The organism is Actinomadura rudentiformis, assembly GCF_008923185.1.
GTDB classification, from domain to species: Bacteria; Actinomycetota; Actinomycetes; order Streptosporangiales; family Streptosporangiaceae; genus Spirillospora; species Spirillospora rudentiformis.
Genome location: NZ_WBMT01000030.1, coordinates 50,938 through 75,104, shown reverse-complemented (window position 1 = coordinate 75,104; position 24,167 = coordinate 50,938). Strand labels below are relative to the sequence as shown.

The following is a 24,167-nucleotide window of genomic DNA, read 5'->3' as shown; positions in this document are numbered from 1 at the left end:
ATCCGGAGGCGACGCCCTGGTCGGAGAACCCTGCAGGAGGACGGACTGAGATGGAAGCCCCCACCCCCACCGCGAGGGCGGAACTCCGGCAGGCCGTCTGCGCCGTGCTGGCCGACTGTGCCCGCCTCGCCGACGAGAACCGTCCGGACGACCTCGCCGACCGGTTCACTCCCGACTGCGACGTCCGGTACGCGCGCGACACACCCCTGCGGGGACGCGAGGAGCTGCTGAAGTACCTGCGGTCGGCGCTGGAACGTTACACCGCGACCAGCCACCTCCTCGGCCTCCCCGCTGTCACGCCGGACGGGCCCGACGCCGCCAACGCGATCACCACGGTGCGGGCCTGGCATCGCCGCCCCGACGGCGGGGAGACGGTCCTGCACGGCCGCTACGTCGACCGCCTCATCCGCACCGGCGGACGGTGGCTGATCGCGACCCGGGAACTGCAGGTCGCCGGGCGCGACGAGACGGCCCCCGCGCTCCCCCGCGCGGGGTCCGGCGAAGAGGTCATCGTGGCGGGCTGGATCGACTGGGCGCTCGAGGACCGGGACCGCGCGCTGGAGTGCTTCCTCGAGGCGACCGGGCCGACGCTGGCCGAGCCCGGCTGCCTGGCCTACACGGTGACCCCCGACCCCGGCGATCCGCGACGCCTGCACGTGTTCGAACGCTGGCGCAACGCCGCCAGCCTCGACGAGCACCTGGCGACCGAGCACATCGCCACGTTCCGCGCCCGCAGCGCGTCGCTCACCAGGATCGGACGCGGCCTGTACCGCTACCGGGTGGTGGACGGCGAGCCGATGAGCTCGTCCCGGCAACCCCATGCGAAGGAGTCGTCATGACCACACCGACCTATGTCCCCGGCACCGGACTGGACGGGGCCGCCCACGCGGATGCCCTGCGGGTGATGGAGCGGCTGGTCCGCCACTACCGGGACAAGACCACCGATCTCGCCGACGGGCAGTGGCGCGAGCCGGTGCGCAACTACGCCGACCCGGACCTGTTCCGCGCTGAGATCGAACAGGTCCACCGGCGGATTCCGCTTCCGCTGGCGCTGTCGTGCGAGCTTCCCGGACCGCACTCCTACAAGGCGATCGAGGCCGCCGGCATCCCCGTGGTGATCACCCGGGACGGCGACGGCCGGGCGCACGCCATGGTCAACGCCTGCCGGCACCGCGGCGCCGAGATCGTCGGCCCGGGCACCGGCGACGCCCGCCACCTCACCTGCCCCTACCACGCCTGGTCGTACGACCTGCGGGGATGCCTGACCGGCGTGTACGGCGAGAAGACCTTCGGCCCGGTCGACCGCGCCGAGCGCTCACTGATCGCGCTGCCGGTGGAGGAACGGGCCGGCATCATCTTCGTCTGCCTCACCCCCGGCCTGGAGCTGGAACTCGACGCCTGGCTGGGCGACACGCTCCCGCTGCTGGAGGCGCTGCGGCTGGAGACCCGCCACCATCACTCCACCCGGCTGATCAAGGGCCCCAACTGGAAGGTGGTCGTGGACGGCTACCTGGAGGGCTACCACTTCGCCTCCCTGCACCGCACCACGGTCTTCAAGACGAACCTGTCGAACATGGCCGCGTTCGACGCCTACGGCCCGCACCAGCGCAACGTGTTCGCGCTGCGGCCCATCGCCGGGGCGGTGTCCCGGCCCCCCGAGACGTGGGATCCGGCGACCTGCACCGGGCCCATTCTGTGGATCTTCCCGGGCCTGGCCATCGCGGGCGGCCTGCGCCACCAGACGGCAGTCTCCCTGGTGTTCCCGGGCCGCCACGTCGGCGAGTCCCACACCCACCAGCTCATCCTGCTGAACGAGCCGCCGTCCACCGAGGAGGAGATCAAGTCCGCCGACCAGGCCCGCGACTGGTTCCACGACGTGGTGCTGGACGAGGACTACCTGACCGGCGAGGGCGTCCAGCGGGGCATGGAGGCGCTGTCCGGAACCGACTACGTCTTCGGCCGCAACGAACCCGGCGTCCAGCACTTCCACCGCGCCCTCAACGGCCTCATGGACGGCCGGAAACTGGACGGCACAGGCGCGCTTTCGTCATGATGCGCGAATGTGGCGCGAGCTGATCGAACAACACACCTCCCAAGCCCGGTTCGCCTCTCCAGCGACGGAACAGGCACTGCACCGGGCAGAGGAGTCCCTGGGGCACCTGCTCCCGAACGACCTGGGCAAGCTGCTCGGTGAGACCGACGGAGTGATCGACGCCAACGGCTACAACCTGATCTTCTCCGCCGAACAGCTTGTCCAGGGCAATCTGGAGATGCGCACCTACCCCGCCCTCAAACGGCTCTACATGGCGTTTGACCAGCTGCTGTTCTTCTCCGACGTTCCCGGGGACGGCAGCCTGTTCGCCTACGCCCTCGTCCCCGAGGGCAGGCCGGACATCTTCGTCTGGGACCACCGGACCGACAATCGCCGCCCGATCGCACCGTCGCTGGAGCACTTCATCGAGGCATGGCTCACCGGCCGCATCCAGGTGTGACCCCCGTATCCAGGTGGCCCCCTGTATCCAGGTGTGACCCCGTATCGCGACGCTGAGGCGCTCCACCCTCGGTCGGAGCGTGGAGCGCCTCGCGATCTGGTCGCTCAGTTCTGGTCGGTGAACGGGGTTATGCCGATCTTGTCGATGTTCGGCGCGTGCTCGGAGCGGAGCAGGACGTCCGGGAAGACATCGGAGATGTAGGTCTTACCGTCGAAGTTGGGCAGTTCCTCGGAGGCGAACGAGATGGTGTTCGCGCCCGCCTTGAGGTCCACCTGGATGGTCTGCTCCCAGTAGTTGTTGGCGTGGAAGGTGTGGGGGAACAGCACCCGCCGCATCGTGCCGTTGACGGTGATGTCGGCGTGCCGGGCCAGCGGGTCGGGGTTGTAGTGCGTGGCCGGGGACTGCTCCGGGTTGGAGTAGCGGACGGTCAGCGCGTACCGCCCGGCCTTCGGGGCGGTGGCGTTGAAGGTCAGGGTGTTGCCGTTGTCCCGGTCGCCGCCGATGGCGGTGACGGCCTTGCCTCCACTGGCCAAAGAGGAGGCCATGACCTGCGCCGTTCCGGCGCGCTGGGCGTTCTCGGCCTCGTACCAGGTGGTCGTCAGCGCGCCTGCGGTGTGCTGGACGCGCAGCCTGTCGAGGCGCAGGCGGCCGAACGTCCCGGTCACAGTGATCTTGTTGACGCCTCCGGTCAGGAACACCTTGGCCTTGGCCGAGGCGGCCAGGTTGCGGACCTTCCGGCCGTTGGCCACGAGTTCGGCCCAGCCGCCGCCGAAGGTGTCGGCGTGCAGCGTCGCCTCCCCGTCGCGGGGAGAGTAGACCCAGAACGTGGCGGTGTCTCCCTTGTCGAGCATGGCGACGCCGGACGACGACGCCTTGTTGACCGTGTAGTCCGGGCTCGCGCCCTTCAGGTCGGCGTACTCGGCCTCGTAGAGGGACTGCGTCGCCGCCGGGTCGGGCAGGGACAGATCGATCTTGTCGATGATGGCGTCGCCCTTGGTGGTGCGGACGCCGTCCAGGCTGCGCGCCGCCAGCGAGATCACGTGATCGCCCTTGGTCAGCTTGACCTTGGTGTCGGCGTGGTCCCACACCACCCACTTGTAGCCCAGGGGCATGGAGAGCTCCTGCTCGTCCTTCCCGTCGACGCGCATGAAGATGTTGGTCGGGCCCTGCTCCTTGACCGCAGGGAAGGTGTTGAGCGAGTTCGCGAACACGCTCAGGTCGTAGGTGCCGTCCTGCGGAGCGGACACCTTGAATTTGAGTTCGAGGTCCGATCCGGTGCGCAGGCCGGGCACCGAGGTGTGGTAGGTCACCTTCTCGGCCGTGAACGACTGAGCTTGAGGACTCGGTGTTCACGCTTCGTCGCGCTCCCCTTCGCGGCTGGCTGCCGTGCTGGGGGCGCATCACCCTGGTCCCGGCCGGTTGGCTCGGGGTTGGGGTCGGGCATGGTGACAAATGCCCACGCCGTGCGCGCCCGGTTGCGGACGTTCACGGCGGCGATGTCGTCGGCCAGGCCAGCGAGCCCGCACGCGACGCACAAAAAGGTGCCCCGGGCGGGGCGCTTTTTCGGGAGATGTGCCCGCACCAGGGGTTCGGACAGCTCTGCGAGGTGTAATGCGGATCCACCTGCTGGAACGGCACCCCGGCCCGCAGGGCCTTATACGCCAGGAAGGTGCCGAGCTGGTGGAACGGCCAATTCGAGAGCGTGGCCCGCTGGTGCCGCTTGAGCCGGACCCGGTCGCGGATCCCATCGAGTTGCTCGATGGCGATTCCGCGTCCGGTGCGTTGGGCATCGGCCACGATCTGCTTGGAGATGATGTGGTTGGTGTTGGTGGCGTGCCGGGACTCACGCTGCGTGCGTTTGGCCAGCCTGCGCGCCGCCGAGCGGGACCCGGCGGCTTTCTTCTTCTGCAGTTCGGCACGGCGGCGCGCCTGTGCCCGCCGGTACCGCTTCAGCGCCTTGCCCTGGAAGTTGTCCCCGTCGCTGGTGGTGGCCAGGTTCTCGATCCCCCGGTCCACGCCGAGCCAGTCGGCCGGGTCGGAGTTGAGCGGCTGCTCGGGGACCTCGCAAGTGGTGTGCAGGAACCACATGCCGTCCCGCAACACCAGATCCGATTCGCCCTTGCGGTGCTCGGCCAGGGTCTTCAGCTGCGCGGCCGACCCGGTGAACGCGATGCCCTGCATCCGGCCCGCCGTCGTCCAGATGGACACGGTGCGGGCGTCGTACTGCCAGCTGAGACACCGGTCATCGAACGGATGGGCCGCGTTCGGGCGGAACGCGATCGGCTTGGACACAGCTTTACGGCGCCGCTTGGACCCCTCCTTGCCCAGCAGCCCGGCATCGAGCAGTGCGTGCAGGGTCTTGTAGGCATCGGCGACCTTACGGATCACGTGAAGTGTCGGCTGCGCAGACAACCCCGCCGCCTTCAACTCCGCGTACACGGCCTTCTGCAGCTTCGCGCGGGAGAACACTTGGCTCTCATACGCCCGGGCCGACACCCAGTTCGCCGCCACATTGACGGTATGCAGGGTCACCGCCAGCGCCGCCACCTGCTCGGGCGTCGGCAGCAGCTTCACCTGCACCACCAACTTCACGACAACCGAACGTAACGAACCGCATCAATAATTTTACTCAATGTCACCAAGTAGTGACCTGTATCACGCCCGTGATCATCGTGCGGGCCGCTGCGGCCCTGCCGCGGCGCTCGAGCGCGTCCGCGCCCGGGTGCTGCGGGCCGTCCTGCGCCTTGGTGCAGACGGTGCGCAGCAGCCCGGCCGTGGCGAGCCAGGCCGCGAAGGGTCTTCCTCTGGACATGGGCGCGTGTCCTCCTTAGGGCGCCGTGGTGGGGGGTGGGGCATCCGCGCGGCGCCGTTCATGGGCGGCGGCGAGGATGAGGTAACCGCTGGCGGTCCAGGTGTAGGCGCGGTCCCGCAGACCCGCGCCGGTGAGCGCGTCGAAGTTCTCGGCGAATCCCGACCTCTCGCACAGGGCGCGGAACCGGGCGCTGACGTCGTCGGCGAGCTCGGTGAACCCGGCGCGGCGCAGGCCGTCCTCGATGAGAACGGTGGCGGGCGCCCAGATCGGGCCGCGCCAGTAGCCGTCGGGCTGGTAGTGCGGCGAGGACGGCAGCTCCGTCGCCAGCCCGTAGTCGGTGAGGTGCGCCTTGATCCGTCCGGCCAGCACGGCGGCGACCTCGCGCGGCAGCTCCTCGCCGAGCACGATCGGCATCAGGTCCAGCAGGCTGGAGGTGGCCCAGGTACGCCCCGTGCCGACACCGCGGGCGGTGAAGGCGTCGCCGTCCCACAGCCGGTCGATCAGGTCGCCGCGCAGCCGGTCGGCGGCCGCGGTCCAGGTCGCGTCGTCCTCGCCGAGGTCGGCGGCCAGAACGGCGAGGCAGCGCAGCTGCAAGACCAGGAAGGCGGCCAGGTCGGCGGACTGGATGACCCGCTCCGGGTCGAAGGTGGTCGCGTTGTCCCAGCCGCTGTCGTTGCCGTGCTGGTAGTGCGGCAGCGGCTGTCCCGGAGCGCGCCGGGCGGTCAGCCAGAAATCGGTCCATGCGACCAGCCGCTGGTAGAGCTGCGCCAGGGTGTCCCGGTCGAGGTCCTCGGGGAGCCGTTCGCGCAGGTGATGCAGGGCCCAGCCATGGATGGGCGGTTTGACGAAGTTGTAGAGGATCTCCGAATGGGTGACCGAGTCGGGCAGCGCTCCGGCGGGGTCCTGGTGGTCGAAGGGCAGCTGGAACTGGTCCACGGCCAGGCCAGGAGCTCCCTCTCCGAGGGCGATGGCGTTGAAGCAGTGGTCCCAGCTCCAGACCTTGTCCATCCAGTGCTTGGACATCAGCACGCCCGGCCGGGCCAGGAATCCGGCCGGGCGCACCGTCGCCGACCAGAGCACATAGGCCGCCAGTTCCGCGGCGGGCGTGGCGGCGCTGCGCCAGGGGGCGATCGCGTCGGTGAACGCGGCGAACCGGTCGTGGGCGGCGCGCGCGACCTCCTCGAACGGCGCCTGTGGGGTGTAGGGCGGGCGCGCCGTCTCGTACTCCTCGATCACCACCTCCCATTCCCGGTCGGCGGGGAAGACCAGGCCGCGTTCGGCCGAGCCCAGCTCCTGCGTCCCCGGAGCGGCGCCGGGCGGCCCGGCGATCGGAGTGATCCGGTAGCGGCGTCCGGTCTCGTAGAGGGTGAACACGTACGCGCCGTCGACGGGGTCACGGAAGAAGTAGGGGCCGCTGAACGGGGTGAGGGTCGGGTTCGCCGCGACGATCCGCATGCCCAGCGCGCGGCCGCGCACCCGGATGGTGTCGGCGTTCTCGTACGCCAGCTCGACGCGTCCCGTGCCGTGGACCCAGCTGAGCAGGGCCGGGGTCGCGGTGACCGTGGCGTCGACCCGGTCGTCACCGTCGGTGGGGACGAGCCGGAGCACCGGGTGCAATCCGGTCTGGTGGGAGACCAGGTGCAGGTCGTCGGCGTAGGTCTTCTCGGCGATCACGGGTGAGATGTCGAACCAGGATCCGTGATGGCTGAACGGGATCTCGGCCACGGAGAACGAGGGGGACGAGGGGACGGCGGTGATCGGGGACGTCATCGGGGGAACTCTCACTTCTGCGGCGACGCGCGACCGGGCGGGTGTGCGCGTGACGTTCACGGGCGTGCTGAACCGAACCGAACGCGTTGTGGCGTGGTGGGATTGGGCCAGGAGCGCTGTTGCGTTCGGCGGAGGGGCTGTGGGCAGGTGGCTAGTCCTTGACGGCCCCCGAGGTCACTCCCGCGGCGACGTAGCGTTGCGCGATGACGAGCAGCACCGTGGCCGGAACCGACGCCACGACCGCGGTCGCCATGATCGCGTTCCACTCCTGGTTGTTGTTGCCGATGTAGTGGTAGATCCCGAGCGTGATGGGGCGCAGCGTCCCGCCCCCGTCGAGGGTGGAGGCGAACACGAAGTCCGACCACGCCCACAGGAACGCGAACAGCGACACGGTGATGGTGGCGTTGCGGCTCACCGGCATGACCACCGACCAGAACGTGCGCAGCGCGCCCGCTCCGTCGATCTTGGCGGCCTGGATCAGCTCCTCCGGGATCGCGGACATGAACGCGGTGTAGACGAGCACGCCGAACGGGACGGCGATGGTGGAGTCCGCGATGATCAAGCCGCCGACGGTGTTGAGCACGCCCAGCCTCAGGTAGATGGCGTAGAAGCCCATCGCCATGATGATCGCGGGGATCATCTGCGCGATCAGCAGCACGAACCCGAGCAGCCCGCCTCCGGCAGGACGCAGCTTCGCCAGCGAGTACCCGGCAGGGGCGGCGATGGCCACCGTCAGCGCCACCGTGCCCAGCCCGACGAGCAGGCTGGTGCCGAGATAGGGCAGCTGCTGGTCCAGGACCGCCCGGTAGCCGTCGAGCGTGCCGTCCATGGGGAACCAGTTCGGCGGGCTCTTGCGCATGTCCCGGTCCCGGGTGAACGACACGTTGATCATCCAGTAGACCGGGAACAACATGACCGCCGTGAGCGCCAGCCCGAGCAGCGTCCTCCACCAGCTTCTGGTCACGGTCATGACGCGTACCGCCTTCGTTCCACGCGCAGATAGACCAGCCCCGCGATCAGGGTGATCACGATGAGCAGGTTGCCGACCGCCGCGCCGGGACCGAAGGCGGGCAGCGTGTTGCCGAAGCCGAGCCGGTACGACCAGGTGGCGAGGGTGGCCGACGAGTCCGCCGGGCCGCCCCTGGTCATGATCCAGATGATGTCGAAGACCTTCACGGTGTAGACCAGCCCCAGCAGCAGTGTGATCGCGGTGACCGGGCGCAGCAGCGGGAGCGTGATGCTCCAGAACTGCCGCCAGCCGCCGGCCCCGTCGATGGCTGCGGCCTCGTACAGCTGGGCCGGGATGTTCTGCAGGCCGCTGTAGAGCATGACCAGGTTGAACGGGACGCCGATCCAGATGTTGGCGATGATCACAGAGGCCAGGGACCAGTCCGGCGAGGTGAGCCAGTTGACCGGGCCCACCCCGACCAGGCTCAGCGCGGAGTTGACCACACCCGAGTCGCTGTTGAGCATCCACGCCCAGGTGGACGCCGAGACGATCAGCGGCAGCAGCCAGGGCACCAGGAACAGCCCGCGCAGCGTCACCGACAGGCGGAACGAACGGCTGAAGAACACCGCCAGCGCAAGCCCGATCGTGAACTGGACGACCAGGCAGACCACCGTGAACACGGCCGTGTGCGTCAGCGCGGGGACGAAGGCCGGGTCCTCCAGCACCTTCCGGTAGTTGTCCAGGCCGGCGAACTCCGCGCCGCCCTGCACGAACGAACGGACGTTGTAGTCGCGCAGGCTCAGGTCGAGGTTGCGGTAGAGCGGGTAGGCGAAGAACAGGAGCAGGTAGACGGTCAACGGTGCCAGGAAGGCCCAGCCTGCCCACGTCGTGGCACGTGGCCGCCGCGTGGCCCTCGGCCTCCGCATGGCCCGCTGCCGCCCGCGTTGCCCGTGTTGCCCCCGCCGCTTGCGGACCCGGGACGGGGAGGCTGCGGCCTCCCCGTCCAGGCCACGCACAGACGGTCGTGAGCGTGCCCGTGTCGTGTGGTTCATCGGATCGATGTCCCGTCCACGGTCACTGGGCGTTCGCGGCCGCGGTCTGCGCCTTGGTCAGCGCGTCCTGCGGCGACGCCTTGCCGCTGAGCGCCGCCTGGACCGCGGTCCACATCTGCTCGGAGATCTTCGGGTACTTGGTGCCGAGGTTGTCGCCGGTCCGGCCCTTGGCCGCCTTGACCGCGTCCACCCACACCTTGAGGTCGGGGTTGGCCGCCACCTGCTTGGCCTGCACCGCCGCGGTCGGGGCGACATAGGACAGCGTGTTGTCCGTGGCGAACAGGTTGTCGGTGCTGGTCAGGCACTCCATCAGCTTCAGGGAGGTGGCGTAGCGACCGGTCTGCTTCTGCACCGGGACGGTCACGAACTCGCCGCCGGTCGGTGCGGGCGCGGTGCCGCCGTTGACGCCCGGGATCGGGATGATGCCGTAGTCGAAGCCGGCCTTCTTGGCGTTGGCCAGCTGCCAGGTGCCGTTCTCGGCGAACGCGTAGTCCCCCGTGGCGAACTCCTGCCAGCTCGTGGTCTGGGTGTTGTTGATGACCGAGTTGGGGGCGTACCCCTTCTTCAGCCAGTCGGTCCACAGCGACACCGCCGCGACGGCCTGCGGGGAGTCCATCTTGGTCAGCGCGGCGCCCGAGCCCCAGAACCAGGGAAGGAACTGGAAGCTGCCCTCCTCGGTGCCGACCGCCGAGAAGGTGATGCCCTTCTTGCCGGCCCCCTTGACCTTGGCCAGCGCCGCGTTCAGGGAAGGCCAGTCCTTGACCGACGCGATGTCGACCCCGGCCTTCTTCAGGACGTCCTTGTTGTAGTAGAGCGCCAAGGTGTTGGCGCCGATGGGGACGCCGTAGGTCTTGCCGTCCATCTGGCCCGCACCGAGCAGGTTGGTGTCGATCGCGGAAGTGTCGATCTTCACGTCCTCGGTGGTGGTGAGGACGCCGGCCTCGGCCAGCGAGGACACGACCGGGTTGTCGATGATGAGCACGTCGGGAGCGTTGCCCTGCTGCGCCGCCAGCATCGCCTTGTTGGTCAGGTCGCTGGTGTCGTAACCGGTGCGCTTCACCGTGACCCCGGCCTTGGTGCCGCAGTCCTTCAGCAGCTTCACCCAGGCTGACGTGTCATCGAACTGCGGGTAGGGGTCCCACATGGTGTAGGTGCCCGACCCGGCACCGCCGGACCCGCCCTCACCGCCGCCGCACGCGACGAGCCCGCCCGTCAGGACGAGCGCGGCCAAACCCGCCCCGAGTGTCCGGCGCCGCGCGATCCTTGTGTTCATGGTTCTCCTCCTCAGGCGCAGACCCGAGCCGCTCCCGCAAGGCCGGGGGCCGATGACACGGCACCGGTCCGGACGTGTTTCCGGACCGTTTCCGCCGTGTTGCGCACCATCGAGCGAATCGGTTCGACAGAACGTAGGATGGCAGTGTGATCCAAGTCAATACTTCGAGCTGAGATCGCCCAGTTATGCTGGTCGGCGGCGTTGACAGGCCAAGGAGCCACGCCTAGCGTTGGCGAACCGATTCGACACTCAGTCGGGAAGCACACCGGCGAGGGGAGCGATGTGAACATCGGGGAGATCGCCCGTAGGGCGGGCGTCTCGCGCAGCACCGTCTCCTACGCGCTGAGCGGGAAGCGCGCCGTGTCGGAGGCGACGCGCCGCCGTATCCAGGAGGTCATCGACGAGCTGGACTACCGGCCCAACGCCGCCGCGCGCGCGTTGAAGGAGGGCCGGACCCGCACCATCGGGCTCGTCATACCGCCGGCGGGACGGCGGCTGACCGACATGCAGCTCGACTTCGTCGCCAGTGTCATGGACGCGGCGGCCCGCGCCGACCTGGACGTGCTGCTGTCGCCCTCCGGCGGCGACCACGACCGCTCGTTCGAACGGGTCGTCACCGGGCGCCGCGTCGACGGCGTGATCCTCATGGAGATCCGCCTTGAGGACGCACGGGTCACCCGGCTCCAGCAGGCCGCGGTGCCGTTCGTGGGCATCGGGCGTACCGCCGAGCCCGACGACATGACCTGGGTGGACGTCGACTACGCCGGCCTCATCGCCCGCTGCGTGCACCATCTCGCCGACCTCGGGCATCGGCACATCGCGTTGATCAACAGATCCGCCGAACTGGCGGCGGCCGGCTACGGCCCGGCCCACCGTGCGCTGACCGGCTTCACCGAGGCCGTCGCGGAGCGCGGGATCGACGGCACCGACGTCTGCTGCGGCGACGACATCGTCTCCGGCGAATCCTGCATGCGCCGGATCCTGGAGACCCAACCGGACGTCACCGCCGTGGCCACCATCAACGAAGCCGCGCTGCCCGGCATCCAGCGGGCCCTGGAACAGGCCGACATGGTCGTGCCGCGCGACTTCTCGGTCACCGGCGTCGCCGCTCAGCACTGGGCCGAGAACTTCCGCCCCCCGCTGACGGCCGCCGACGTCCTCGCCACCGACATGGGCGCCCGCGCCGTCGAGCTGCTGATCGAAAAGATCTCCCGCTCCGACACCCCGCCCCGGCACCTGCTGCTGACCCCGGCCATCTCCCTGCGCTCCAGCACCGGCCCGGCCCCCGGCCGCTGACCACGCATCGACGAATCGAACCGATTCGAGCCAACGCGGCCCGAGCGGGGCGTCGAGGCCGACGTCCCGCTCGCTCGGGGAAGGCATGTTTACGCAATCACTCTGGATGAGGCATTGACCCGCTGCCCTGTCGCGGGAATACTCCAGGCACTTGCTTCTGAATGTTTGCGCTAACATCCGTACCCCCCAACGGAGAAGCTCATGCGTGTACGCATGGCCGCACTCGTCTGCGCTGTCGCCTCGCTCGCCCTGCCCGTCCTCCCCGTCCTTCCCGCCACCCCCGCCCAGGCCCACGCCCCCGCCCACGCTGAGGACGTGACCGAGGGGCTGGTGCTCCGCTACAAGCTCGACGAGAGCTCCGGAACGGTCGCCGCCGACGCCTCCGGCAACGGCCGGAACGGGAGCGTCAACGGAACCGCTGCCTGGGCTGGAACGCAGGGACTCGGATTCAACGGGTCCGACACCTACGTCAAGATGCCCGACAACGTGCTGAGCGGACTGACCGACATCACCGTCTCCGCCGACGTGCTCATCGATCCCTCCCAGGCCACGCCCTACTTCATCTACGGGATGGGCAACACGTCCCCCTCGACCGGGCACGGCGACGGCTACCTGTTCACCACGGGCAACGCCTACCGGACGTCGCTGGCCACCGGAAACTGGTCGACCGAGCAGACCACGAGCGGCGGCGGGAATCTGATTCGGGGCGTCTGGAAGCATCTGGACTACACCCTCGCCAGCGGCACCGCGGTGCTCTACCTCGACGGTGTCGAGGTGGCCCGCAAGACCGGCGTCACCATCACACCGGGCTCGATCGGCGGCGGCGTCACCACCGCCAACTACCTCGGCCGCTCCCTCTACACCGGCGACACGTTCTTCAAGGGCAAGCTCCGCGACTTCCGGATCTACAATCGGGCGCTCGCTGCCACCGAGGTCCAGACAATGGCCACCCCGGTCACCGAGACCGTCGTCGCGCAGGACCGCCAGTCGCTCTCTCTGGGTGACACCGGTGCCGTCACCACCGACCTCACCCTTCCCGCCACCGGGGACGCCGGCTCAGCGATCACGTGGAAGACCAGTGACGCCTCCGTCATCACCGCGGCCGGGAAGGTCACCCGTCCGCCCGCCGGCGGGCCTGACGCCCGGGCCACCCTGACCGCGACGCTCACCAGTGGCGCGTCCACCGCGACGAAGACGTTCGAGATCACGGTCAAGGCAGACCTGACCGCTCAGGGCAAGGCGGACGCCGCCGCCGAGGCACTGGTCGTCCACAACATCGACGACGTGCGCGGCAACCTCACACTGCCCACGACCGGCGCCCACAGCGCGACCGTCACGTGGGACTCGGAGAAACCCGGCATCGTCGATACGACCGGTGTCGTGCGCCGGCCCGCGTCCGGCGCGGGCGGCACCACCGTCAAGCTGACCGCGACGGTCACGGTCGGCACCGCAACCGCGACGCGCGTGTTCACCGCGAAGGTTCCCGAGCTGCCGGTGCAGGCGCCCAAGACCGGCTACCTGTTCAGCTACTTCACCGGGGAGGGCACCTCCACCGGCGAGCAGGTCTACAACGCCCTGAGCAAGGGCAATGACCCGCTGCGCTACCGCGAGCTCAACTACGGCAAGCCGGTCCTCACCACGGACATCGGCACGAAGGGTGCCCGCGACCCGTTCATCATCCGCTCCCCGGAGGGCGACAAGTTCTACCAGATCGCCACCGACCTGAAGATCCATGGCTGGGGCGACTGGGACGCCTCCCAGCGCGTCGGCAGCACGTCGATCCTGGTGTGGGAGTCGACCGACCTGGTCCACTGGTCCGAGCCGCGCCTGGTGAAGGTCTCGCCCGACACGGCGGGCAACACCTGGGCTCCCGAGGCCTACTACAGCGAGGAACTCGGCGCGTACGTCGTCTACTGGGCATCCAAGATCTACTCCGCCGACGACCCGAACCACACGGGCAGCACCTACAACAAGATGATGTACGCCACGACCCGCGACTTCCGCACGTTCTCGGAGGCGAAGGTCTGGAACGACCCGGGCTACTCGGTCATCGACTCCACGATGATCAAGCACGACGGCGTCTACTACCGCTTCACCAAGGACGAGCGGAACAACAGCTCCTCCACCCCGTGCAGCAAGTTCATCATCGAGCAGAAGTCGACGGACATCCTCGACACCTCCTACGACTTCGTCTCCGACTGCATCGGCAAGGGGGCGATCAACCAGGGCGAGGGCCCGACGGTCTTCAAGTCGAACACCGAGGACAAGTGGTACCTGTTCATCGACGAGTTCGGCGGCCGCGGCTACATCCCGTTCGAGACGACCGACCTGGCCTCGGGCAAGTGGACGGCCTCGACGAACTACTCGCTGCCGTCCCGGCCGCGCCACGGCACCGTGCTTCCGGTCACCCAGGCCGAGTACGACCGGCTGCTGGCGGCGTACAACCCGTACGAGCCGGGCACCCCGGACGACATGGTGCTGCGCTATGAGTTCGACGAGGGCGCCGGCAACACCGCGTACGACGTGACCGGCAACGGCAACAACGGCGCCTATGTCCGGACGCCCGCCTGGGGCAAGGGCGTCCACGGCGACTCGTTCAAGATGGCGGGCGGCCCCGGCGGCTCGACCACCGCGCCGTACGTCTCCCTTCCCCGTGGTGTCCTCAACGGCCTCAACAACGTCACGGTCGCGTCATGGGTGAAGTGGACGTCCTCCAGCACCGTCAACCAGTGGCTGTTCGGCCTGGGTCCTGACAGCAACAAGTACTTGTTCATGACGCCGTCCAGCGGCAGCAGGGCGCTCAGGACGGCGATCACGACGGGCGGCTGGCAGGCGGAGTCGGGCGCGGCGGCCTCCACGGCACTGCCCGGCGGCGAGTGGAAGCACGTGGCCGTCACCATCGACTCCGCAGCCAAGACGGCGACCCTCTACCTCGACGGCGTCGCCGTGGCCAAGGCCACCAACGTCACCGTCAAGCCGTCCGACCTGTACAGCCCGACCGCCTCCGCCGGCGGCCACATCGGCAAGTCGCTGTACGAGGCGGACCCGTACTTCGCGGGTGAGGTCGACGACTTCCGCATCTACAGCCGGGCCCTGGCTCCATCGGAGCTCCTCACCCTGGCGGGGAACACCACCGGTGTGGCCGACGTCAGCGTGCCGGAGCTCAAGGCGCCCGCCGTGACCACCGGTGACCGGGTCGTCCTGCCGGTCAAGCCGGGCACCGACCTGACACGTCTCGCACCCGTCCTCACCCTGGCGAAGGGCGCGACGGTGAGCCCCGCCTCCGGCTCGGCCCAGGACCTGTCCCGGCCCGTCAGCTACACCGTCACCGGATCCGACGGCGCCACCCGCAAGGTCACCATCGAGGCGCGCGTCATGAACAGCCCGCTGCCCGCGGGCCTCAACGCCGACCCCAACATCGCGGTCTTCGGCGACACCTTCTACCTTTATCCGACCACCGACGGGTTCCCAGGCTGGAGCGGCACCCAGTACAAGGCCTACTCCTCCAAGGACCTGGTCAACTGGACCGACCACGGCGTGATCCTCGACCTCGGGCCCGATGTGAGCTGGGCCGACGACAGCGCCTGGGCACCCGGGATCGCGGAGAAGAGCGGCAAGTACTACTTCTATTTCTCCGGCGGTCCGGCGGGCGGGCCCAAGAGCCTCGGCGTCGCGGTCTCCGACTCCCCGACGGGGCCGTTCACCGACGCTCTCGGCAAGCCGCTCGTCCCGGCCGGGACGTACAGCGGCCAGATGATCGATCCGGCCGTCTTCACCGACGATGACGGCACGTCCTACCTGTACTGGGGCAACGGCAACGGGTACCAGGTGCCGCTGAACGCCGACATGGTCTCCTTCGACGCCGCGAAGCTGAAGACGTACAAGCCGTCCGGCTACAACGAGGGCTCGTTCGTCTTCAAGCGCGACGGCGTCTACTACTGGATGTGGTCCCAGAACGACACCCGCAGCGAGGACTACCAGGTCGCCTACGCCACCTCGACGTCGCCGCTCGGCCCCTGGACCAGGCAGGACGTCATCCTCAGCAAGGACCTCGCGCTCGGGATCAAGGGTCCCGGCCACAACTCGGCGGTCCAGGTTCCGGGATCGGACGACTGGTACATCGTCTACCACCGCTTCGCGATCCCGGGCGGCGACGGCACCCACCGGGAGACGACCATCGACCGCCTGGAGTTCAACGCCGACGGCACGATCAAGAAGGTGGTCCCGACGCTGGAGTCGGTGGCACCGGTGGGCGTCGCCCACGCGGGCCCCGACCTGTCCGGGGCCGAGGGCGCGAAGATCGCGCTCGCGGGACGGGTCACGGGTTCCGGAACCGGCACCTGGTCGACCGGCGCGCCATGCTCGTTCGCCGACAAGAACGCTCCAGCGACGACGGTCACCTGCGCCGACGACGGCACGTTCACCCTCACCCTGACGGTGGGCAAGAGCTCGGACACCGTGAGGCTCACCGTTGCCAACGCCCTTCCGCACATCACTTCGGTCTCCACCGGAGGGCGGCCGGTCAAGGCGGGCGCCGTCACAACGCTGAGGGCGCCGTTCACCGACGCGGGCTCCGCCGACACCCACACCTGCGAGGTCGACTGGCGGGACGGGACCGTTGGCGACGGCAAGGTCGCCGACGGGGTCTGCACCGCGAAGCACACCTACGCCAAGGCGGGCATCTACCGGCCCGTGGTGACCGTCGACGACGACGACGGCGGGCGGCCGCGCGCCACCGCCCCGGAGACGATCGTGTACGACCGGTCGGCCGGCTACCCGTCGGGCAGCGGCTGGTACACCTCCCCGGCCGGGGCCTACCTGAAGAACCCGGCGCTCACTGGAAAGGCCCGCTTCAGCCTGCTGGTGAAGTACCGCAAGGACGGCCGTACCGCTCCTGAGGGCCACATGAAGTTCGCATTCAAGGCCGGTGGGATCGACCTGTCGTCCAAGACGTTCGACTGGCTGGTCGTCACCGGTGGTCGCGCCGAACTCCAGGGCACCGCCGGCGCCTACACGTACCGCCTGGCAGTAACCGGCAGAACGGGCACCGGCGGAATCAACTCACTCACCATGAGGATCTGGAACACGGTCACCGGCGAGGTCGTCTACGACCTGCCCTCCGGCACGGCCATGACCGGCGGCGACATCCGTATCAACCGCGCCGACTGAAACCCGAATGGCGGTGCTGGGCTTCGTGACCGCATGCCCGGCACCGCCTCTCCAGATCGGTTTCCCGTCTCTTACTTGTTCCAGATCTTGCGGTAAGCCGTGCGGTAGCCCTCGGTGTCCCAGGACAGTGCGCCGCCGCTGTTGGCCGCGGTGGTGATGTGGACGGGGGCGACGTATCCGCTGGCAGGCTTGCCGGCGAACGCGCGGTTGAACTCGTCGATGATCTGCCAGCCCTGTTCGGACAGGGGCTCGGGCACGGTGGCGGCCTGGTACTGCCGGCCGTTGATGCGCTGGAAGGCCGACGGGTCGCCGTCACCGGCGCCGATGTTGAACGGGGCGCCGCCACCCTGCTTGCGCGCGGCGCGCAGGGCGGGGGCGGCGTCGTCGAAGTACAGATCGTTGATGGCGGCGGAGTAGGTCCACCTGTCGCCGAAGCGGGTGAGAAGTGAGGAGACCGACGGGATGGTGCGGGTGTTGGATTCGGCGATGGGGATGCTCTCGTATTGCAGCACCTTCACGTCGGAGCAGGTCGCGAGCTCCGCCCTGATCAGATCGGACTTCTTCTTGGCGAAGGGGATCGAGGCGTCGGTGAAGAGGACGACGCCCGCGCGGCCGTTGGACCGGGCGATGATCCAGTCCGCGCTGATCCTGGCGACCTCTTCGACCTTGGTGGTGATGTTGCTGAAGAGCTTCGGGTTCTTGCTGGGACCGGGGGTGGCGACGGCGTGCCAGCCGATCAGCGGGATGCCGGCGGCACCGGCCCGCTGAACCTGCTGGGGTGCCGACGTGGGGTCGAAGCCGCCGATGACGATGCCGTCGGGCTTGAGGGCGATGGCCTGGCTGAAAGCGGCCCGGATGCCGGCGGGGGTGCCGCGTCCGTCGATGGTGCGGAGGTCCCAGCCGATCACCTTGGCGGCTTCCTGGGCGCCCTTGGCGACACCGGCGACGCCGGGGTTCGTCATCGTCTGGGCGACGTAGACGATGGACTTCCGGGGGACGGCCTTGGGGCCGGTGGTGGGGCCGATCCAGGGGGCGTTGACGTCTTCGGCCTTCTCGACGGCCTGCTTGGCGTTGGCGAGGACGGTGGGGCAGCCGGGCGCGGCGGATTCGGCGGTGGGGGACGCGGTGGTGGCTGAGCCCTCGCAGCCGGCGACGGCGGTGATGGCCACGGCCAGGAGCGCGGCGGACGTCAGGGCCGCCCTGCGGGCAGGGTGCATATCGGGCTCCTAGCAGGCACGAGGGGAAACGAGGGCGAATGAGGGGGGAACGACGCCGACGATCCAAGCGATGGCTCCGGCGTACCGTCAAGGGCCAGCAGATCACCGGTCGGTATCGACCCGGCGACGGAGCGTTCTAACAGACGAAACACTGCAGTCAGTAGATAATCCACGAACTATTCGTAATCAACTCTTGATGGGACATAACACGTGAACAGCCACGTGACGGATGGAGCAAACGGTAATCTACGCAGCCTGCAACCTCAGTCCGGACATGTGGCGCACGATCCCGTTCGCTCCTATCCGGGCATGAGCTGCGACAACGTCACCTCCGTCCCCGGTTCGTCGCAGGTCCGGCGGCAACGACGGCGCGGTCGCCGCTCGAGAGCACATCGAAGGAGGCCCGGGTGTCTGCGAACACAGTGGAGCCGCAGCTCACACCCGACCCGCCCGCGCATGCACACCCCTCGGCGCGGTTCCGCCGGAGGATGGGCGCCGTCCTCGACCGATGGCCGTTCCGGCGGAAGCTCAACGTCCTGGTGGTCGCGCCCATCGCGGTCGTCGGCGTGCTCCTCGGCATCGGCGTCAACAGCCAGGTGGACCAGGCCCGGGCCGCCAGCCGCATCGCGGAGCTGGTGCGCGACAGCGAGCAGGTCGCCAAGCTGATCAACGACGTGCAGGCCGAGCACCGGCAGGCGCTCCTGCTCTCGGTGCAGTACGAGTCGGCCCGCCCCGGGGTCGCCCCTCCGTCGTCCGCGGCCTACCGCCGTGTGCAGAGGGACACCGACGCGCAGCTCGCCGCCGTGCGTTCCGCGTTCGGCTCGAGTCTGGCCGGGGAGGAAGCACAGGCGCTCTCGTACATCGGCGGTCTGTCCGTCCTGCGCGAGAAGCTCGAGCGGAGCTACGTCCCCGCCGCCAACATCGACCCCGCGTACGCCTCCGCGGTCGACTACCTGATCGACGGCATCGGGCTCGGCCGCTTCTCCGGCACCTCGTCCTCCTCGGTCGTCGACCTGCTCGACGCGGTGCTGCGCGCCGACGCCGCCCACGCCGCGTTCGAGAGCGGCGTGTTCTCAGCTCAGACGCGTGACGCCAACGCCATCACCGAGTTCACCCGCGCGGTCGGCGCCCACAGGCTCTACGACCACCAGGCGGACCGGTTCGGCAGGATCGCCACCCCGGAACAGGCCTTGCGGATGGACGGCATCGAGCGCAGTGCCGAGCAGAACGGCATCGAGGCCCAGTTCGCGGAGCTCCAGATCGATCCGAGTTCTCTGCAGGGCCAGACGCCGCAGCAGCTGGCCAAGTCGCTCGCCGCCGGGACACAGATGGCCCAGTCCCGCCTCCACATCACGCGGTCGCTGATCGGGGACATCGCCGCCGAGGCCGACGCCGTCTCCCAGAACGCACTCCGCAAGGCGGCGGTCATGCTCGGCCTGGCCCTGCTCGGCTTCGCCGCTTGGCTGACCTTCTGCATCCTGGTCCGGCGCTCGGTCGTACGCCCCCTGGCGACCCTGACCGACACCGCCCAGCAGGTGGTCGACGTGGCGGGCGAGGAACTCGCCCGGATCTCCGACGACGAGTCGGCCGACAGCTCCCCGCTGCGGCCGCGGGCGATCCCGGTCCCGGTCCGCGACGAGATCGGCAGGCTGGCCGAGGCGTTCAACCAGGTGCAGGTCACCGCCGCCCAGCTGCTGGAGCGGCAGGTGCTGAGCCGCCGCAACGTCGCCGAGATGTTCGGCAACGTCGGGCGCAGAGTCAGCAACCTGACCTCACGCCAGCTCCTCCTGATCGACGCCGTCGAACGCGAGGAGACCGACCCTGATGTCCTTGAGCAGCTCTACCGCATCGACCACATCTCCGTGCGCCTCCAGCGCAACGCCGACAGCCTGATGCTGCTCGCCGGGATCCGCGAGGCCGGCGTCGACGCCCAGCCGACCACCATGGCCAACGTCATCCGGACGGCCCTCGGCCAGATCGAGGGATACCAGCGGGTGTCCCTGCGGTCCGAGACCGAGGTCACCATCGCACCCGACATCATCGGCGACCTGACGCTGATGCTCGCCGAACTGCTGGACAACGCGGTCACGTTCTCCCCGTCCCACGCGCCCGTCGAGGTGGTCGTCCGGCCCGGCACCGACGTCACCTCGGACGGCGGCGCGCTGATCGAGGTCATCGACCACGGCCTCGGCATGAGCGCGGAACGCCTCGCCGAGGAGAACGCCCGGCTGATCCGCCGCGAACGGCTCGACCTCGTACCGACCAAGGTGCTCGGCCTCTTCGTCATCGGCACCCTCGCCCGGCGCTGGGGCATCCGGGTCACCCTGAGCCGCACGCCGGGCGGCGGTGTCACCAGCACCGTCTGGGTCCCCTCCGCGCTGCTGCTGACCATGAACCCCGCAGACCCCACGCCGTCCCAGACCACGGGACCGACCGGGACCGTGACGGCGCTCTCGTCCAGGCCCGAGCGGCCGGCCGCCGAGCCCGCGCTCCTGCCCGTACCGGCCCCGGCCCCCGACGCCGAACGGCAACCGCCGGAGGGCGGCCTCCCCCGGCGCGTCCGGACCCGTACCGGCGCGGAGCAGACCGCCACCCCGCCCGAACCGCAACAGGGCCCCCGGCCGTTGCGGCGGCGTGTACGGGGCGCGACTCTCTCCATGACCACACCACCGGCCGACGGCGGGATCGCGGACGTGCGCCGGCCCGTCGACGCCGACGCGGTCCGCTCGGAACTCGAAGAGTTCGAGGCCGCCGTACGCCAGGCAGAGCAGGACAGCTCCCTTCCTCAGGCGGAACCGGCACCATCACCACAACCGGCACCATCGCCACACCAGGACCCAAGGAAGGAGTCGGGCAGTGACCACGTCGACCGGTGAAGGCAGGCCCGAGTGGGCGGAACGCGACCTGCGGGCCGCCGCAACGGACTTCACCTGGCTGCTCAAGCAGTTCGCCACCGAGACCGCCGGTGTCGTCGACGCCATCGCGGTCTCGTCCGACGGCCTGCTGATCGCGGTCTCCCAGCTGCGCGACCAGGCCGACTCCGATCGGCTCGCCGCGATCGTGTCCGGCATCATCAGTCTCGCCTCAGGCGCCTCCGGCAACTACGGCCTGGGCGCCCTCAACAAGGTCATCATCGACCTGGAGGGCGGCCACGTCCTGGTGTCGGCCATCGGCAACGGCGCCGTCCTCGGCGTCGTTGCCTCGAAGGAGGCGAAGCTGGGCAACATCGCCTACGAGATGGCGCTCTTCGGCAACCGCGCCGGGGCCGCGCTCACCCCCCAACTGGTGCTGGAGCTGAAGAACAGCGTCGGCGCGAGCTGATCCAGGCACGGAGGAGGGGATCGTGATGGCCGCCGATGAACCGGCATCACACGAAGCAGAGGCGGGGCCGGTCGGCCGCGCACCCGCGATCAGGCCGTTCCTGCTGACCGCGGGCCGGGTGTCGGGGGGCGGCACCGCGCCGCCGCTCCCCCTCGAGACCCAGGTGGTGTCGACTCCGACGGGACTCTCCGTTCTCAACTCGCTCACCTTCGAACACCACGACATCGTCGCCGCCTGCAGGTCGCCGCAGTCGGTGGCGGAACTCGCCGCCGGGCTGCGGCTGCACCTCAACGTGATCCGCGTGCTGGCCGAGGATCTGTGCGCCGCCGAGTACCTGGCCATCTACGTGCCCGACATCAGGGCCACCCACGACGTCTCCGTACTGCGAAGGATCATCGATGGTCTCCGTGCCGTCCCCGACTGAAACCGAACGGCCGCCGCTCCCGGTCAAGCTGGTCATCGCCGGCGGCTTCGGAGTCGGCAAGACCACGGCCGTGGCCTCGATCTCCGAGATCCGACCGCTCACCACGGAGGCCGCGATCACCGAGGTCGCGGCAGGCGTGGACGATCTCACGCACACTCCCGCCAAGACCACGACCACGGTCGCCATGGACTTCGGCTGCCTCACCATCGACCCGACGCTGAAGCTCTACCTGTTCGGCACCCCGGGCCAGGAACGGTTCGGCTTCATGTGGGACGACCTGGTCGAGGGCGCCCTCGGCGGCCTGGTGATCGTCGACACCCGCCGCCTGGACGACTGCTACGCGGCGGTGGACTACTTCGAGTACAAGGACATCCCGTTCGTGGTCGCGATCAACGCCTTCGACGGAACGATCGAACACGACCTGGACGAGGTTCGGTGGGCCCTCGACATGGCCGAGCACGTACCGCTCATCGTCTTCGACGCCCGCAAAACAGGCTCAGTCCGAGACGCCCTCCTAGCCGTACTCCAACTCGCCCTGTCCCGAGCCGAAGCAGCCGTAACAACCTGATCCCGCACCCTGCGGCCCCCACGGCAGCACACGATTCTTCGCCCGCTCCACCGGGTAGAAACTGGGATCGGCGCAAGTCGTGACCATTAGGATACGTAGGGTGAAGGCTTTCAACACGGCGGGCCCCTGTGTTCCGGGTCGGGATTACATGCTCGACCCCCTGGCCCGGCTCCCCAACGCGCTCCGGCTGGCAGAGCAGGGCAAATACTTCGTGGTGCACGCGCCACGCCAGACCGGCAAGACCACCGCGCTGCGAGCGCTGGCCCACGAGCTGAACGGCACTGGCCGCTACGCCGCGGTCCGGGTGTCGTGTGAGAGGGCGGCCGGGGTGGAGGACTTGGCCTCGGCGCAGGAAGCGATCCTGGAGGGGATGCACTACGCGGCGGAGGACCAGGGGCTGACGACAGACTGCCGGCCGCCCGGGCGATGGCCGGAGGCGAGCCCGCTCGGGATGGTGTTCGCCGCGCTGCGGGCCTGGGCACGAAAGAGTTCCCGACCGCTGGTGCTGTTGTTCGACGAGATCGACGCGCTGGCCGGTCCGGCACTGGTGTCCGTGCTGCGGCAGTTGCGTGACGGCGCGACCTCCATCGACACGCCGTTCCCGCACTCGGTGGTGCTGTGCGGGATGCGCAACGTCCGGGACTACAAGGCCGCCTCGGGAGGCGACCCGACCCGGCTGGGCACGCAGAGCCCGTTCAACATCAGCGTTGAGTCGATGCGGATCGGGGACTTCGGCCTGGAGGAGGTCGCCGAGCTGTACGGGCAGCACACCGAGGCGACCGGGCAGGCGTTCACCGGCTACGCGATCCAGCGGGCCTTCGAGGCCAGCCAGGGGCAGCCGTGGCTGCTCAACGCGCTGGCCCGCGACATCATCGAGGAGATGAGCATCCCGGTCGAGCAGCCGATCACCGACTCGCTGATGGAACAGGCCGTCGAACGGCTCATCGTCCAGCGCGCCACCCACCTGGACTCGCTGGTCGCCCGGCTCTCCGAACCCCGGGTGCGGCGGATCATCGAACCGATGATCATCGGGGGTACGGCGCCGGGCGACGTGGTGTACAACGACGACCTGGCCTACGTTCGCGACCTCGGTCTGATCGCCCGGACCAGGACGGTCCAGATCGCCAACCCGATCTACCAAGAGACAGTGGTGCGCGCACTGACCCAGCTCCTGGAGATCAACATCCAGGCCGATCCGCAGGCCTTCCTGCTGCCGGACGGCCGCCTGGACATCGCCCGCCTGCTGAACGAGTTCACGGCCTGGTGGAAGGCCAACGGGGAGATCATCGACACCGACCGCACCTACCACGAGGCGGCCTGCCATCTGATCTTCATGGCGTTCCTGCAGCGCGTGGTCAACGGAGGCGGCCACATCGACCGCGAGTACGCCCTCGGCAAGAAGCGGCTGGACCTGACCATCCGCAAGCCCTATACCGACGAAACCGGACAGCCGGCGATCCAGTGGTCGGCGTTCGAACTGAAGGTCCGCAGCGACGTCTCCGGCGACCAGATCAAGCCCGGCCTGGAGCAACTCGACGCCTACCTGGGCCGGCTCGGCCTGGACACCGGCACCCTGCTCGTCTTCGACCGCCGCACCGATGCCCCACCGATCACCGCCCGCACCGGCATCGACACCGCCACCTCACCCAGCGGCCGGACCGTCACCCTCATCCACGCCTAACAGACAACGAGCAGGCCGACGTCGCTGGAGTGGCAGCCCCGGCAACTGCTCGATCGCCAGGACCTCCACCCACCTGGTCCGCACCGAGACCACGGCCACCGCACATCATCTTCGGCTGTTTCCACCCCCAAATGGTCCGCTGC

The 24,167-nt window shown here is 69.1% G+C and carries 18 protein-coding genes; 10 read left to right on the top strand and 8 right to left on the bottom strand.

Going from position 1 to position 24,167, the window contains the following annotated elements; translation table 11 throughout:
- The first annotated feature begins 50 nt into the window (after positions 1-50).
- Genes F8566_RS45110 through F8566_RS45100 form a run of 3 tightly spaced genes read left to right on the top strand, consistent with a single transcriptional unit; the run spans position 51 to position 2,492 of the window.
- On the top strand, positions 51-839 hold the full coding sequence (locus F8566_RS45110; RefSeq protein ID WP_151569788.1) for a nuclear transport factor 2 family protein: 789 nt from the start codon (positions 51-53) through the stop codon (positions 837-839).
- Positions 836-2,053 (top strand): aromatic ring-hydroxylating oxygenase subunit alpha, encoded by a 1,218-nt coding sequence (locus F8566_RS45105; RefSeq protein WP_151569786.1) that lies wholly within the window; start codon positions 836-838, stop codon positions 2,051-2,053. Before F8566_RS45110 ends, F8566_RS45105 begins: the two co-directional genes overlap by 4 nt.
- A 7-nt stretch (positions 2,054-2,060) precedes the next feature.
- Positions 2,061-2,492 (top strand): SMI1/KNR4 family protein, encoded by a 432-nt coding sequence (locus tag F8566_RS45100; protein ID WP_151569784.1) that lies wholly within the window; start codon positions 2,061-2,063, stop codon positions 2,490-2,492.
- A gap of 104 nt (positions 2,493-2,596) precedes the next feature.
- Here the strand turns inward: F8566_RS45100 and F8566_RS45095 are convergent, their stop codons facing one another.
- From F8566_RS45095 to F8566_RS45070, 7 genes are all read right to left on the bottom strand, one after another.
- Entirely contained in the window at positions 2,597-3,802 is a 1,206-nt protein-coding gene (locus F8566_RS45095; protein ID WP_151569782.1) for a CBM35 domain-containing protein, read from the bottom strand.
- A gap of 175 nt (positions 3,803-3,977) precedes the next feature.
- On the bottom strand, positions 3,978-5,084 hold the full coding sequence (locus F8566_RS45090) for an RNA-guided endonuclease InsQ/TnpB family protein (protein ID WP_225994107.1): 1,107 nt from the start codon (positions 5,082-5,084) through the stop codon (positions 3,978-3,980).
- A gap of 43 nt (positions 5,085-5,127) precedes the next feature.
- Entirely contained in the window at positions 5,128-5,304 is a 177-nt protein-coding gene (locus tag F8566_RS50615; RefSeq protein ID WP_192810215.1) for a hypothetical protein, read from the bottom strand.
- 15 nt (positions 5,305-5,319) lie between these two features.
- Positions 5,320-7,074 (bottom strand): amylo-alpha-1,6-glucosidase, encoded by a 1,755-nt coding sequence (locus F8566_RS45085; protein ID WP_225994106.1) that lies wholly within the window; start codon positions 7,072-7,074, stop codon positions 5,320-5,322.
- 151 nt (positions 7,075-7,225) lie between these two features.
- Positions 7,226-8,044: a carbohydrate ABC transporter permease gene (locus tag F8566_RS45080; RefSeq protein ID WP_151569780.1), complete on the bottom strand. Its 819-nt coding sequence runs from the start codon at positions 8,042-8,044 to the stop codon at positions 7,226-7,228.
- The gene (locus F8566_RS45075; RefSeq protein WP_225994105.1) at positions 8,041-8,880 is read right to left on the bottom strand and encodes a carbohydrate ABC transporter permease; all 840 of its coding nucleotides are present in this window, start codon (positions 8,878-8,880) and stop codon (positions 8,041-8,043) included. The genes F8566_RS45080 and F8566_RS45075 overlap by 4 nt, the downstream gene beginning before the upstream one ends.
- 217 nt (positions 8,881-9,097) lie before the next feature.
- Entirely contained in the window at positions 9,098-10,348 is a 1,251-nt protein-coding gene (locus tag F8566_RS45070; protein ID WP_151569776.1) for a sugar ABC transporter substrate-binding protein, read from the bottom strand.
- 282 nt (positions 10,349-10,630) lie between these two features.
- Between F8566_RS45070 and F8566_RS45065 the strand changes: the two genes are divergently transcribed.
- Together F8566_RS45065 and F8566_RS45060 are read left to right on the top strand one after the other, a co-directional pair.
- On the top strand, positions 10,631-11,644 hold the full coding sequence (locus tag F8566_RS45065) for a LacI family DNA-binding transcriptional regulator (RefSeq protein WP_151569774.1): 1,014 nt from the start codon (positions 10,631-10,633) through the stop codon (positions 11,642-11,644).
- A gap of 201 nt (positions 11,645-11,845) precedes the next feature.
- Positions 11,846-16,813: a family 43 glycosylhydrolase gene (locus F8566_RS45060; RefSeq protein ID WP_151569772.1), complete on the top strand. Its 4,968-nt coding sequence runs from the start codon at positions 11,846-11,848 to the stop codon at positions 16,811-16,813.
- A 71-nt stretch (positions 16,814-16,884) separates the two neighbouring features.
- Here F8566_RS45060 and F8566_RS45055 read toward each other — a convergent pair whose 3' ends face one another.
- Positions 16,885-18,030, bottom strand: a complete 1,146-nt coding sequence (locus F8566_RS45055) for a substrate-binding domain-containing protein (RefSeq protein WP_151569770.1) — start codon at positions 18,028-18,030, stop codon at positions 16,885-16,887.
- 407 nt (positions 18,031-18,437) lie between these two features.
- On the opposite strand from F8566_RS45055, the gene F8566_RS45050 reads away from it, so the two are divergent.
- The 5 genes from F8566_RS45050 (at position 18,438) to F8566_RS45030 (ending at position 24,024) form a co-directional block, all read left to right on the top strand.
- Positions 18,438-20,906, top strand: coding sequence for a sensor histidine kinase (locus F8566_RS45050; RefSeq protein ID WP_225994104.1), 2,469 nt, complete (start codon positions 18,438-18,440; stop codon positions 20,904-20,906).
- Positions 20,887-21,351 carry a roadblock/LC7 domain-containing protein gene (locus F8566_RS45045; protein WP_151569768.1) on the top strand — a complete coding sequence of 155 codons (465 nt, stop codon included), beginning with the start codon at positions 20,887-20,889 and terminating at the stop codon, positions 21,349-21,351. The genes F8566_RS45050 and F8566_RS45045 overlap by 20 nt, the downstream gene beginning before the upstream one ends.
- A gap of 25 nt (positions 21,352-21,376) precedes the next feature.
- Positions 21,377-21,775: a DUF742 domain-containing protein gene (locus tag F8566_RS45040; RefSeq protein ID WP_151569766.1), complete on the top strand. Its 399-nt coding sequence runs from the start codon at positions 21,377-21,379 to the stop codon at positions 21,773-21,775.
- Positions 21,750-22,343, top strand: a complete 594-nt coding sequence (locus tag F8566_RS45035) for a GTP-binding protein (RefSeq protein WP_151569764.1) — start codon at positions 21,750-21,752, stop codon at positions 22,341-22,343. The genes F8566_RS45040 and F8566_RS45035 overlap by 26 nt, the downstream gene beginning before the upstream one ends.
- 79 nt (positions 22,344-22,422) lie before the next feature.
- The gene (locus F8566_RS45030; protein ID WP_404800405.1) at positions 22,423-24,024 is read left to right on the top strand and encodes an ATP-binding protein; all 1,602 of its coding nucleotides are present in this window, start codon (positions 22,423-22,425) and stop codon (positions 24,022-24,024) included.
- Positions 24,025-24,167 lie beyond the last annotated feature (143 nt).

What these genes read in the sequence shown, in the direction of transcription:
- F8566_RS45110 (WP_151569788.1), top strand. Translation starts at nt 51, where the DNA reads ATGGAAGCCCCCACCCCCACCGCGAGGGCGGAACTCCGGCAGGCCGTC.
- F8566_RS45105 (WP_151569786.1), top strand. Translation starts at nt 836, where the DNA reads ATGACCACACCGACCTATGTCCCCGGCACCGGACTGGACGGGGCCGCC.
- F8566_RS45100 (WP_151569784.1), top strand. Translation starts at nt 2,061, where the DNA reads ATGTGGCGCGAGCTGATCGAACAACACACCTCCCAAGCCCGGTTCGCC.
- F8566_RS50615 (WP_192810215.1), bottom strand. Translation starts at nt 5,304, where the DNA reads ATGTCCAGAGGAAGACCCTTCGCGGCCTGGCTCGCCACGGCCGGGCTG.
- F8566_RS45085 (WP_225994106.1), bottom strand. Translation starts at nt 7,074, where the DNA reads ATGACGTCCCCGATCACCGCCGTCCCCTCGTCCCCCTCGTTCTCCGTG.
- F8566_RS45080 (WP_151569780.1), bottom strand. Translation starts at nt 8,044, where the DNA reads ATGACCGTGACCAGAAGCTGGTGGAGGACGCTGCTCGGGCTGGCGCTC.
- F8566_RS45070 (WP_151569776.1), bottom strand. Translation starts at nt 10,348, where the DNA reads ATGAACACAAGGATCGCGCGGCGCCGGACACTCGGGGCGGGTTTGGCC.
- F8566_RS45060 (WP_151569772.1), top strand. Translation starts at nt 11,846, where the DNA reads ATGCGTGTACGCATGGCCGCACTCGTCTGCGCTGTCGCCTCGCTCGCC.
- F8566_RS45055 (WP_151569770.1), bottom strand. Translation starts at nt 18,030, where the DNA reads ATGCACCCTGCCCGCAGGGCGGCCCTGACGTCCGCCGCGCTCCTGGCC.
- F8566_RS45040 (WP_151569766.1), top strand. Translation starts at nt 21,377, where the DNA reads ATGGCCGCCGATGAACCGGCATCACACGAAGCAGAGGCGGGGCCGGTC.
- F8566_RS45035 (WP_151569764.1), top strand. Translation starts at nt 21,750, where the DNA reads ATGGTCTCCGTGCCGTCCCCGACTGAAACCGAACGGCCGCCGCTCCCG.